The 12,352-nt window shown below is 55.8% G+C and carries 11 protein-coding genes and 5 tRNA genes; 14 read left to right on the top strand and 2 right to left on the bottom strand.

Annotated features, from left to right (window positions below; genetic code table 11):
- Nucleotides 1–10: 10 nt before the first annotated feature.
- Nucleotides 11–970, bottom strand: a complete 960-nt coding sequence (gene srlE / locus HWQ14_RS10135) for a PTS glucitol/sorbitol transporter subunit IIB (protein ID WP_176609642.1) — start codon at nt 968–970, stop codon at nt 11–13.
- A complete protein-coding gene (srlA, locus tag HWQ14_RS10140; protein ID WP_148421340.1) occupies nt 967–1,530 on the bottom strand; it encodes a PTS glucitol/sorbitol transporter subunit IIC in 564 nt (187 codons plus the stop codon). Before srlA ends, srlE begins: the two co-directional genes overlap by 4 nt.
- Nucleotides 1,531–1,782: 252 nt before the next feature.
- Between srlA and mltB the strand changes: the two genes are divergently transcribed.
- The 14 genes from mltB (at nt 1,783) to gshA (ending at nt 12,287) form a co-directional block, all read left to right on the top strand.
- The gene (mltB, locus tag HWQ14_RS10145) at nt 1,783–2,883 is read left to right on the top strand and encodes a lytic murein transglycosylase B (RefSeq protein ID WP_176609643.1); all 1,101 of its coding nucleotides are present in this window, start codon (nt 1,783–1,785) and stop codon (nt 2,881–2,883) included.
- Between the two features lie 132 nt (nt 2,884–3,015).
- Nucleotides 3,016–3,513 carry a nicotinamide-nucleotide amidase gene (gene pncC / locus HWQ14_RS10150; protein ID WP_176609644.1) on the top strand — a complete coding sequence of 166 codons (498 nt, stop codon included), beginning with the start codon at nt 3,016–3,018 and terminating at the stop codon, nt 3,511–3,513.
- Nucleotides 3,514–3,602: 89 nt separating this feature from the next.
- Nucleotides 3,603–4,661 (top strand): recombinase RecA, encoded by a 1,059-nt coding sequence (gene recA / locus HWQ14_RS10155; RefSeq protein ID WP_176609645.1) that lies wholly within the window; start codon nt 3,603–3,605, stop codon nt 4,659–4,661.
- Between the two features lie 68 nt (nt 4,662–4,729).
- Nucleotides 4,730–5,230, top strand: coding sequence for a recombination regulator RecX (gene recX / locus HWQ14_RS10160; protein ID WP_176609646.1), 501 nt, complete (start codon nt 4,730–4,732; stop codon nt 5,228–5,230).
- A gap of 131 nt (nt 5,231–5,361) precedes the next feature.
- Nucleotides 5,362–7,989 (top strand): alanine--tRNA ligase, encoded by a 2,628-nt coding sequence (alaS, locus tag HWQ14_RS10165; protein WP_176609647.1) that lies wholly within the window; start codon nt 5,362–5,364, stop codon nt 7,987–7,989.
- Between the two features lie 241 nt (nt 7,990–8,230).
- Nucleotides 8,231–8,416 carry a carbon storage regulator CsrA gene (gene csrA / locus HWQ14_RS10170; protein WP_000906486.1) on the top strand — a complete coding sequence of 62 codons (186 nt, stop codon included), beginning with the start codon at nt 8,231–8,233 and terminating at the stop codon, nt 8,414–8,416.
- A 342-nt stretch (nt 8,417–8,758) separates the two neighbouring features.
- Nucleotides 8,759–8,851 (top strand) — tRNA-Ser (locus HWQ14_RS10175).
- A 4-nt stretch (nt 8,852–8,855) separates the two neighbouring features.
- Nucleotides 8,856–8,932 (top strand) — tRNA-Arg (locus HWQ14_RS10180).
- Nucleotides 8,933–8,996: 64 nt separating this feature from the next.
- Nucleotides 8,997–9,073 (top strand) — tRNA-Arg (locus tag HWQ14_RS10185).
- 29 nt (nt 9,074–9,102) lie between these two features.
- Nucleotides 9,103–9,179 (top strand) — tRNA-Arg (locus HWQ14_RS10190).
- A gap of 161 nt (nt 9,180–9,340) precedes the next feature.
- A tRNA-Arg gene (locus HWQ14_RS10195) sits at nt 9,341–9,417 on the top strand.
- A 250-nt stretch (nt 9,418–9,667) separates the two neighbouring features.
- Nucleotides 9,668–10,234, top strand: a complete 567-nt coding sequence (gene yqaB, locus HWQ14_RS10200; protein WP_148421353.1) for a fructose-1-phosphate/6-phosphogluconate phosphatase — start codon at nt 9,668–9,670, stop codon at nt 10,232–10,234.
- Nucleotides 10,231–10,659, top strand: coding sequence for a YqaA family protein (locus tag HWQ14_RS10205; protein WP_017692791.1), 429 nt, complete (start codon nt 10,231–10,233; stop codon nt 10,657–10,659). The genes yqaB and HWQ14_RS10205 overlap by 4 nt, the downstream gene beginning before the upstream one ends.
- An 83-nt stretch (nt 10,660–10,742) precedes the next feature.
- Nucleotides 10,743–12,287: a glutamate--cysteine ligase gene (gshA, locus tag HWQ14_RS10210; RefSeq protein ID WP_148421355.1), complete on the top strand. Its 1,545-nt coding sequence runs from the start codon at nt 10,743–10,745 to the stop codon at nt 12,285–12,287.
- Nucleotides 12,288–12,352: the final 65 nt, after the last annotated feature.

Genomic DNA, 12,352 nt, shown 5'->3' on the forward strand with positions numbered 1-12,352 from the left:
CAGGAACCTCTTATTGATAAATAAAGCCGGAGACAAACCAGGCAATCAGCACCGTCGGCGCGCCCGTCAGGAAGTGGCTGACCAGCACGGACGGCACGCCCACGCGCACGGTCTCCTGACGCGCTTCGGCCAGCGACAGCCCGACGGGGATAAAGTCGCACGCCGCCTGGGCGTTAATGGCAAACAGGGCGGGCAGGGCGAGGTGCGGGGGAATGTTGCCCAGGCCAATCTGCACGCCAATCAGCACGCCGATGACTTGGGCAATCACCGCGCCCGGGCCAAGAAACGGCGACAGCAGCGGGAAGGAGCAGATCAGTGCCAGCGTCACCAGCCCGAGCGGGTGGCTGGCGAGCGGGGCAAGGCCGTGGGCAATCCAGTCCCCCAGGCCGGACGCCATGATGATGCCGATCAGCGCCGAGACGAAGGCCATAAACGGCAGAATGGTTTTCAGCACCGTGTCGATGGTGTCGCGCCCGGACTGGAACAGCACCGCCACGGCGGACCCCATCCCCATCCCGACCTTCGCCAGCAGGCCGTCGCTCTGCTCGGTGATCTTCTTGCTGGTGTCGTACTCGCGCGGTGCCGCTTTTTGCGGCGCGGGAGTGCCATTCACCAGAGTGATGTTTTCCTCCTTCACGCCCGAGACATAAATATCTTCAAGGATGTACTGCGCCAGCGGGCCCGATTTTCCGGTGGAGTGAATATTCACCGTAGGAATGCGGCGCTTTGGGTAGATGCCGCAGCGCAGGGTGCCGCCGCAGTCGATGACCGCCACGCCGATTTCCGCTTCCGGCGGCTCGCCCTCCCTGAAGCCGTCGACCGCTTCCCAGCCGGTGAGCTCGCGCAGCCTGTCGACGATCGCCGGGCGCGTGCCCGCGGTGATGTAGACAATCTTTTTGCCTGCGGCGGCGTCGAACTCCAGCGGGCCGCCCCAGCCGCCCGTGCCTTTCTCAATGCGGATCCGGTTCATGCTGTCGCTCCTGAAAGGTGAACTTTTTGTTCAAGCTGGATGCCCATTTTTCTCTCGAAAAGGGTGGTGGTCAGGTCCGTTACCCAGCCGCGGAAGAAGTTAGTCACCAGGCCAACCAGCAGGTAGCTCACCGCCAGCGGGCCGAGCGGCAGGCCAAGGGTGGTGAGGCCGCTGGCGATCCCGAGGTAAACAAACAGCTCGCCGGGGTTAATGTGCGGAAACAGGCCGTTCATGGAATGGCAGCTGTAGGAGGCGGCGGCGTAGTAGCTCGGCTTGTACTTCTCCGGCATAAAGCGGCCAAGGCTTAAGGTCATCGGGTTGCAGAAAACAAAGGTGCCGATGAAGGGCAGTATCAGGTAGCGGGACAGCGGGTTTCCGGCACAGCGCTGGGCGAAGCGTTCAATGCGCTGCTGGCCGATAAAGTTAATCAGCGCGTTCATGATCACCAGCAGGCTGATCAGCAGGGGCAGGATCCCGGTCACCATGCCGGTGAACACTTCGCCCCCTTTCTGGAACAGCCCGATGAACCACTCGGCACCGTGGGTGATGGTTTCTATCATTCTTCTCTCCTGTAAGGCTTTTTTGTTTTGTATAACCGGGGCTAATAATAATCACTTTGAAAGGTTTTAAAGTGTTATTTAGATCTCACAATGAAAGAAAAATAGATTATTTTGAAAGTTTATTGATGCGGTGAATTGTTTTCGGCAGAAAAAAGCGCTGATTTACGTTGGGAAGGTGCGTACCGCTTCCTTGAGGAGTCGGGGATGCTTTACCATACTGGGTTCTTACCGGACTCGTTAAATGGATGCCACATGTTCAAGCGTCGTTATGCAGCGCTGTTGCCTGCGCTTATTCTCCTGTCTGCCTGTAGTAGCAAACCTAAGACCGAAGCCGCTCAGCAAACGGCGGGCGCGCCTTCTGGCGGGTTCCTGCTGGAGCCACAGCACAATATGATGCAGATGGGCGGCGACTTCGCGAATAACCCTGCGGCCGAACAGTTCATCGATAAAATGGTGAGCAAGCACGGTTTTGACCGCCAGCAGCTGCATGCCATTTTGTCCCAGGCGAAGCGTCTGGACTACGTGCTGCGCCTGATGGACCGCCAGGCACCGACGGCCCAGGTGCCGACCGGGCCAAACGGCGCGTGGCTGCGCTACCGTAAACAGTTTATTACCCCGGACAACGTGCAGAATGGCGTGGCGTTCTGGAACCAGTATGAAGATGCGCTCAACCGCGCGTGGCAGGTCTACGGCGTGCCGCCGGAAATCATTGTCGGGATCATCGGCGTGGAAACCCGCTGGGGACGCGTGATGGGCAAAACCCGCATTCTTGATGCGCTGGCGACGCTCTCCTTCAACTACCCGCGCCGCGCCGAGTATTTCTCGTCTGAACTGGAAACGTTCCTGCTGATGGCGCGAGACGAACAGGACGATCCGCTGGATCTGAAAGGCTCGTTTGCCGGTGCCATGGGCTACGGCCAGTTTATGCCGTCTTCCTATAAGCAGTACGCGGTTGATTTTAACGGCGATGGACACATTAACCTGTGGGATCCTGAGGATGCCATCGGCAGCGTGGCTAACTACTTCAAAGCACACGGCTGGACGCCGGGCGGCCAGGTGGCGGTGCAGGCGAACGGCGAGGCGTTTGGTCTGGCAAACGGATTCAAAACCAAATACAGCGTTGCGCAGCTGGCAGCGGCAGGCCTAACGCCGACGCAGCCGCTGGGTAACGTTGACCAGGTGAGCCTGCTGCGTCTGGACGTGGGGACCGGTTATCAGTACTGGTTCGGCCTGCCGAACTTTTACACCATCACCCGCTACAACCACAGCACGCACTATGCGATGGCCGTGTGGCAGCTGGGCCTGGCGGTATCGCAGGCGCGTGTGCCGGCGGCGTCACCGTTCAGTCAGTAATGGCCTTCTCCTCAGCCGGTGCGCCCGCACCGGCTATTTTCTGAAGCCCCCTCGTAAAACCTGAAGCGCGTCCCCATATCTGATAAGAAAGTGCTATCTTGTGCTGCATGTTTTCTACGGCCTGGAGCGATAATGACTGACCATGAATTGATGCAGCTTAGCGAAGTGGTAGGGCTGGCGCTGAAGCAGCGTGGCGCGACCATCACCACCGCAGAATCCTGCACCGGCGGCTGGGTGGCGAAGGCGATTACCGATATTGCCGGCAGTTCCGCCTGGTTTGAACGCGGGTTTGTAACCTACAGTAACGAGGCTAAAGCGCAGATGATCGGCGTGCGTGAAGCCACGCTTGAACAGCATGGCGCGGTCAGCGAGCCGGTGGTGATCGAGATGGCCATCGGTGCGCTCAAAGCGGCGCGGGCAGATTACGCGGTTTCCATCAGCGGCATCGCGGGGCCGGACGGCGGCAGCGACGTGAAGCCTGTCGGCACCGTCTGGTTTGGCTTTGCCACCTCTCAAGGTGAAGGGATCACCCGCCGGGAATGCTTCAGCGGCGACCGCGAAAGCGTGCGTCGTCAGGCCACCGTTTATGCTTTAAAAACGCTCTGGCAACATTTTCTACAAAATACTTGATACTGTATGACTATACAGTATAATTGCCTCAACAGAACAGAAGTCCATGGTGAAGCGCAGTTGCTTCTCCCGGCATGACAGGAGTAATAATGGCTATCGACGAAAACAAACAGAAAGCGTTGGCGGCAGCACTGGGCCAGATCGAAAAGCAATTCGGTAAAGGCTCCATCATGCGCCTGGGTGAAGACCGTTCCATGGACGTGGAAACCATCTCCACCGGTTCGCTTTCTCTTGATATCGCACTGGGCGCTGGCGGTTTGCCGATGGGCCGTATCGTAGAAATCTACGGTCCGGAATCCTCAGGTAAAACGACCCTGACGCTGCAGGTCGTTGCGGCGGCACAGCGTGAAGGTAAAACCTGTGCGTTTATCGATGCCGAGCACGCGCTGGACCCAGTCTATGCCCGTAAGCTGGGCGTTGATATTGACAACCTGCTGTGTTCTCAGCCAGACACCGGCGAGCAGGCCCTGGAAATTTGTGACGCGCTGGCGCGCTCAGGTGCGGTTGACGTGATCATCGTCGACTCCGTTGCTGCGCTGACGCCAAAAGCGGAAATCGAAGGTGAAATCGGTGACTCTCACATGGGCCTCGCGGCACGTATGATGAGCCAGGCGATGCGTAAGCTGGCGGGTAACCTGAAGCAGTCCAATACGCTGCTGATCTTCATCAACCAGATCCGTATGAAAATTGGTGTGATGTTCGGTAACCCGGAAACCACCACCGGTGGTAACGCACTGAAATTCTACGCCTCTGTCCGTCTGGATATCCGCCGTATCGGCGCGGTGAAAGAGGGCGAGAACGTGGTGGGTAGCGAAACCCGCGTGAAGGTTGTGAAGAACAAAATCGCAGCACCGTTCAAACAGGCTGAGTTCCAGATCCTCTACGGCGAAGGCATCAACTTCCTCGGCGAGCTGGTTGACCTGGGCGTGAAAGAGAAGCTGATTGAAAAAGCGGGCGCATGGTACAGCTACAACGGCGACAAGATTGGTCAGGGTAAAGCGAATGCTATCTCCTGGCTGAAAGAGAACCCGGCTGCGGCGAAAGAGATCGAGAAGAAGGTGCGTGAGCTTCTGCTGAACAATCAGGACTCTAAACCTGATTTCGTGGTTGACGGCGCGGATGCTGAAGAAACCAACGAAGACTTTTAATCCTCTCGGATAAAAATGAAGGGCTGCTGATGCGGCCCTTTTTGCATTTCTGAATCGACAGGTTTTTTATGAGTGAACCAACATCGCGCCGACCCGCCTACTCGCGCCTGCTGGACCGGGCTGTGCGTATTCTCGCCGTGCGCGACCATAGCGAGCAGGAGCTGCGGCGGAAACTGTCAGCGCCCGTCATGAGCAAAAACGGGCCGGAAGCGATTGATGCCACCGCGGAAGATTACGACCGCGTGATTGCCTGGTGCTATGAGCATCAATATCTCGATGATGGCCGTTTTGCCTCACGCTTTCTCGCCAGCCGTGGCCGCAAAGGCTACGGCCCGGCGCGTATCCGCCAGGAGCTGAACCAGAAAGGCGTTGCCCGTGAAGCCATTGAAAAAGCCATGCGTGAAAGTGACATCGACTGGTGCGAACTGGCGCGTGAGCAGGCGGTACGAAAGTACGGCGAGCCGCTGCCGCGTGAATTTTCGGAAAAGGTTAAAATCCAGCGCTTTTTGCTCTACCGGGGCTTTCTGATGGAAGATATTCAGGAGATCTGGCGTAATTTTACCGATTGAACGCATGCGGGATTTTACTTCCCACTAAAGAAAACTTATCTTATTCCCACTTTTTCCAGTAGCTGGTCCGTCCAACTGTTTTCAGATACAGATCTGCTGCGACATTTCGTTAGCTTGATTTCAGGATAATTATGAGCAAGAGCACCGCTGAGATCCGTCAGGCGTTTCTCGATTTTTTCCATAGTAAGGGACACCAGGTTGTTGCCAGCAGCTCCCTGGTACCGAACAATGACCCGACTCTGCTGTTTACCAACGCCGGGATGAACCAGTTCAAGGATGTGTTCCTTGGTCTCGACAAGCGTAATTATTCCCGCGCCACAACCTCACAGCGTTGCGTGCGTGCGGGCGGTAAACACAACGACCTGGAAAACGTCGGTTACACCGCGCGCCACCACACCTTCTTCGAAATGCTGGGTAACTTCAGCTTCGGCGACTACTTCAAACACGACGCCATTCAATACGCGTGGGAACTGCTGACCGGTGAAAACTGGTTCAACCTGCCGAAAGAGCGTCTGTGGGTAACCGTTTACGAGACCGATGACGAAGCGTTTGAAATCTGGGAAAAAGAAGTTGGTATCCCACGCGAACGTATCATTCGTATCGGTGACAACAAGGGCGCACCTTACGCGTCCGACAACTTCTGGCAGATGGGTGACACCGGTCCCTGCGGCCCGTGCACCGAGATCTTCTACGATCACGGCGACCATATCTGGGGCGGCCCTCCGGGCAGCGCGGAAGAAGACGGCGATCGCTACATTGAGATCTGGAACATCGTCTTCATGCAGTTCAACCGTCAGGCTGACGGCACCATGGAGCCGCTGCCAAAACCGTCCGTTGATACCGGCATGGGCCTGGAGCGTATCGCGGCCGTTCTGCAACACGTCAACTCCAACTATGAGATTGACCTGTTCAGCACCCTGATCAAAGCCGTTGCCGACGTGACGGGCGCAACCGATCTGAACAACAAATCTCTGCGCGTGATTGCGGACCATATTCGTTCCTGCGCGTTCCTGATTGCCGACGGCGTTATCCCGTCGAATGAAAACCGCGGCTACGTGCTGCGTCGTATCATTCGCCGCGCGATCCGTCACGGCAACATGCTGGGCGCTAAGGACACCTTCTTCTATAAGCTCGTTGGGCCACTGATTAGCGTAATGGGTTCTGCCGGCGACGAGCTGAAGCGCCAGCAGGCGCAGGTTGAGCAGATTCTGAAAACCGAAGAAGAGCAGTTTGCCCGTACGCTGGAGCGCGGACTTGCGCTGCTTGACGACGAGCTGGCAAAACTGAAGGGCGACACGCTGGACGGCGAAACCGCTTTCCGCCTGTACGACACCTACGGCTTCCCGGTTGACCTGACGGCTGACGTTTGCCGCGAGCGCAACATCAAGGTTGACGAAGCCGGATTTGAAGCCGCAATGGAAGAGCAGCGTCGCCGCGCGCGTGAATCCAGCGGTTTTGGCGCGGACTACAACGCGATGATCCGCGTGGACAGCGCGTCTGAATTTAAAGGCTACGAAGAGCTGGCGCTGACCAGCAACGTGACCGCACTGTTTGTTGACGGCAAGGCCGTAGACAGCATCAGCGCGGGTCAGGACGCCGTGGTCATTCTGGATAAAACGCCATTCTATGCGGAATCCGGTGGTCAGGTTGGCGATAAAGGTGAACTGAAAGGCAATGGCTTCAGCTTCAGCGTGAGCGACACTCAGAAATACGGTCAGGCGATCGGTCACCAGGGCAAACTGGTTTCCGGCTCTCTGAAGGTGGGTGAGGGCGTTCAGGCTAACGTTGATGAAGCCCGTCGCGCGCGCATTCGTCTGAACCACTCTGCAACCCACCTGATGCACGCAGCCCTGCGTGAAGTGCTGGGTACCCACGTTGCACAGAAAGGTTCTCTGGTTAATGACAAAATGCTGCGCTTCGACTTCTCGCATTTTGAAGCGATGAAGCCGTCTGAAATCCGCGCGGTGGAAGACCTGGTGAACGCGCAGATCCGCCGTAACCTGCCGATCGAAACCCATGTGATGGATCTCGAGGCGGCGAAGAAAGCGGGTGCGATGGCGCTGTTCGGCGAGAAATATGACGATCGCGTGCGCGTACTGAGCATGGGCGACTTCTCTACCGAGCTGTGCGGCGGTACTCACGCCTCGCGCACCGGCGATATCGGCCTGTTCCGCATCGTTTCTGAATCGGGTACTGCTGCGGGCGTTCGTCGTATCGAAGCGGTGACCGGCGAAGGCGCAATCGCCAGCCTGCACGCGCAGAGCGACCAGCTGCACGACATCGCGCAGTTGCTGAAGGGCGATAGCCAGAACCTGAGCGAAAAAGTGCGCGTTGCGCTGGATCGTACCCGTCAGCTGGAAAAAGAGCTTCAGCAGCTTAAAGAGCAGGCTGCGGCGCAGGAGAGTGCGAACCTCTCCAGCAAAGCGGTAGACATTAAGGGCGTTAAACTGCTGGTCAGCGATCTGGCGGGCGTTGAGCCTAAGATGCTGCGCACGATGGTCGACGATCTGAAGAACCAGCTTGGTTCAACGGTTATCGTGCTGGCGACGGTCGCAGAGGGTAAGGTTTCTCTGATTGCGGGGGTCTCTAAAGACGTAACTGACCGCGTTAAAGCAGGGGAACTGATTGGCATGGTTGCCCAGCAGGTGGGTGGTAAAGGTGGCGGTCGTCCGGACATGGCACAAGCCGGTGGTACGGATGCGGCGGCACTTCCCGCGGCATTAGCCAGCGTTGAAAGCTGGGTAAGCGCGAAACTGTAATAACTACAAAGCACAAGCAGACGCCATAGCGGTAACGTTATGGCGTCTTGCTCACTGCGCTATCGATAACGATAAAGTCAGGTTGAGTTTGTGTATATCGGCTAAACTTACGTTTAACAGAATGTGATGCCGTGACTGCTTACACTTTACGTGTTTGTCATCGCTTACTTTTTGGCGTTATATGATGGATAATGCCGGGATACAAGAGACCCGACTCTTTTAATCTTTCAAGGAGCAAAGAATGCTGATTCTGACTCGTCGAGTTGGTGAGACCCTCATGATTGGGGATGAGGTCACCGTGACAGTTTTAGGGGTAAAGGGTAACCAGGTACGTATTGGTGTTAACGCTCCTAAAGAAGTATCTGTCCACCGTGAAGAGATCTACCAGCGTATCCAGGCTGAAAAATCCCAGCAGTCCAGTTACTGATATTGTCGCGTCTCGCTGTCGGGCGAGACGCAACCCTCCTGCTATTTTTCCTGCATAAAGTTACCGTTCTATTTCAAACGCTTCGTTTTTAACCACTCCCATACCTTTATCTCATCTAAATCACCCGCTTCTCTCTGGAGATTTCTGTGAAGATGTCTGCAAAATCCGCTTATAAAACACTCTCTTTGCGGCTTTTACATGCGAATTGCGTGCGAATTGTGCAAACGAAAAAAGCATGTGGAAAATTGTTTGACTTATAAGTCCCAGAAAGTAATATATGCGCCACGCAGCGACGAGAAGCTCTTAACGAGTTACTCGAAGCACTCGAAAGAGGCGTTGTGTGGTGAGGTGGCCGAGAGGCTGAAGGCGCTCCCCTGCTAAGGGAGTATGCGGTCAAAAGCTGCATCCGGGGTTCGAATCCCCGCCTCACCGCCATTTTGCATCCGTAGCTCAGCTGGATAGAGTACTCGGCTACGAACCGAGCGGTCGGAGGTTCGAATCCTCCCGGATGCACCATCTATTACTTCATATTGCTTTCGAAGTGATATGAATATCGAGTAGTACAGTAGTAAATCCCGATGCATCCGTAGCTCAGCTGGATAGAGTACTCGGCTACGAACCGAGCGGTCGGAGGTTCGAATCCTCCCGGATGCACCATTTACTATTTCTGAAAGCAGTTCCCTGATGCATCCGTAGCTCAGCTGGATAGAGTGCTCGGCTACGAACCGAGCGGTCGGAGGTTCGAATCCTCCCGGATGCACCATATTCTCCGAGATAACAGCGATGCTGTTGTTTCAAGGTCTGCGAGTTAATCGCAAGCACCAGGGAGGATAACGTTGCTTTAGCAACGGCCCGAAGGGCGAGGCGCAGCCGAGTAATCCTCCCGGATGCACCATCTACTGTTTCTAAAAGCATTTCCCTGATGCATCCGTAGCTCAGCTGGATAGAGTACTCGGCTACGAACCGAGCGGTCGGAGGTTCGAATCCTCCCGGATGCACCATATTCTCCGAGATAACAGCGATGCTGTTGTTTCAAGGTCTGCGAGTTAATCGCAAGTACCAGGGAGGATAACGTTGCTTTAGCAACGGCCCGCAGGGCGAGGCGTAAGCCGAGTAATCCTCCCGGATGCACCATCTTCTCCCCTTTTGTTTATTCCTTCGACGTTCCGTCAGCAATCACACTCTCTGTCAGCGACAAAAACCACCTTTTACGATAAAGTAATGCTTTGTTAATCGTTTAGCGAGAGCACGATGTACGCACAGTATGACGGTTTGATCTTCGACATGGATGGCACTCTCCTGGATACCGAACCCACGCATCGCCAGGCCTGGACTGACGTTCTTGGCCGTTACGGAATGCGCTTCGATTTACAGGCGATGATTGCCCTCAACGGATCTCCCACCTGGCGTATCGCACAGGCCGTGATTGAGCTAAACCAGGCCGATCTCGACCCGCACCAGCTCGCGCGTGAAAAAACCGATGCGGTAAAAGCCATACTGTTAGACACCGTGCAGCCTTTACCGCTTATTGAGGTCGTTAAAGCGTGGCACGGACGTCGTCCTATGTCCGTCGGCACGGGCAGCGAGAGCGCCATTGCTGAAGCGCTGCTCAATCACCTTGGCCTGCGCCACTATTTTTCTGCCGTCGTTGCTGCCGATCATGTTAAAAATCACAAACCCGCACCGGACACCTTTCTGCTCTGCGCAGAATTAATGGGCGTCCCACCTGCAAAATGCGTTGTGTTTGAAGATGCCGACTTTGGTATTCAGGCCGCGCGTGATGCAGGCATGGCCGCGGTGGACGTTCGCTTACTGTGAGTGACGCGCTGTCACTTGCTTCATTATTCGCCAGCAGTTTTTTAAGCTCCACCCTCTTGCCGGGGAATTCGGAAGTGGTACTGGTGGCGATGCTGTTGTCCGGCGTGAGTCAGCCCTGGTTGCTGGTCTTAATAGCAACAATGGGTAATAGCCTTGGAGGGCTGACTAACGTTATTCTTGGACGTTTCTTTCCGCTACGCGAAAAATCTCGCTGGCAGGAAAAGGCGGTGGGCTGGCTAAAACGCTATGGCGCTGCCACGCTGTTATTAAGCTGGATGCCTGTAATAGGCGATTTACTGTGTCTGCTGGCGGGATGGATGCGCATCTCCTGGGGACCGGTGCTCTTTTTTTTGTGCCTTGGCAAGGCGTTACGCTATGTTTTACTGGCATGGGTAACACTACAGGGTATGACGTGGTGGCACTAATTGGTGGAATGAATTCGCGACCTTCAATCGTCAACCATTACAATTATGCTGAGTGACAATTTTTTGACAGGCGGGAGGTCAAATTGATCCCGGACGTATCACAGGCGCTGGCCTGGCTGGAAAATCACCCTCAGGCACTGAAGGGGATTCAGCGTGGGCTTGAGCGCGAAACGCTGCGCGTAAATGCGGATGGTAGCTTAGCGACAACGGGACACCCGGAGGCGTTAGGCTCGGCGCTGACACATAAATGGATCACAACCGATTTCGCCGAAGCGCTGCTGGAGTTCATTACGCCGGTAGACGGCGATATCGATCATATGCTGACGATCATGCGCGATGTGCATCGCTTCACCGCCCGCAACCTCGGCGACGAGCGCATGTGGCCGCTCAGCATGCCGTGCTATATCGAGCAGGGGCAGGACATCGAGCTGGCGCAGTACGGCACCTCGAATATTGGTCGGCTGAAAACGCTGTACCGTGAGGGCCTGAAAAATCGCTACGGCGCACTGATGCAGACCATCTCTGGCGTGCACTATAACTTCTCTCTGCCGATGGCGTTCTGGCAGGCGAAATGCGGTGAAACGGACAAAGAAGCGATCTCTGCGGGTTATTTCCGCCTGATCCGCAACTATTACCGTTTCGGCTGGGTTATTCCATATCTGTTTGGCGCGTCTCCGGCGATCTGCTCCTCGTTCCTGCAGGGCAAACCGACCACGCTGCCGTTCGAGAAAACCGAGTGCGGAATGTATTACCTGCCGTACGCGACTTCCCTGCGACTGAGCGATCTTGGCTATACCAATAAATCGCAAAGCAATCTCGGAATTACGTTTAACGATTTGCACGACTATGTGGCAGGCTTGAAGCGGGCGATTAAAACTCCGTCGGAAGAGTACGAAAAAATCGGCCTCGAAAAAGACGGCAAGCGCCTGCAAATCAACAGCAACGTATTGCAGATTGAGAACGAGCTGTATGCGCCAATTCGTCCGAAGCGCGTAACGCGCAGCGGGGAAACCCCATCGGATGCGCTGCAGCGTGGCGGTATTGAATACATTGAAGTGCGCTCGCTGGATATCAACCCGTTCTCACCGATTGGCGTTGACGAGCAGCAGGTTCGCTTCCTCGACCTGTTTATGGTCTGGTGCGTGCTGGCGGATGCGCCGGAAATGAGTGCCGACGAGCTGCTGTGTACCCGTACCAACTGGAATCGCGTGATTCTGGAAGGGCGCAAGCCGGGCCTGACGTTAGGCATTGGCTGTGAAACGGCGCAGTTCCCGCTCGCGAAGGTGGGCAAAGATCTGTTCCAGGACCTGAAGCGCGTGGCCCAGACGCTGGACAGCGTGTACGGCGGTGAAGCTTACCAGAAGGTCTGCGACGAGCTGGTCGAAAGCTTTGATAACCCGGAGCTGACGTTCTCGGCGCGTATTCTGCGTTCTATGATTGAACAGGGAATTGGTGGCACGGGGCGTTCACTCTCAGCGGAGTACCGCGAGATGCTGATGCAGGAACCGTTAGAGATCCTGAGCGAAGCAGATTTTGCGGCGGAGCGCGATGCGTCCATTGTGCGTCAGAAAGAGGTCGAAGCGGCGGATACGGAGTCGTTTGAGGCGTTTCTGGCGAAACAGGCCTGAACCAAAAGAAAAAGGCCACATCGCTGTGGCCAAAATATACATCTCTGAATTCAGGGATGATGATA

It is taken from the genome of Enterobacter cloacae (genome assembly GCF_013375935.1).
GTDB classification, from domain to species: Bacteria; Pseudomonadota; Gammaproteobacteria; order Enterobacterales; family Enterobacteriaceae; genus Enterobacter; species Enterobacter pasteurii.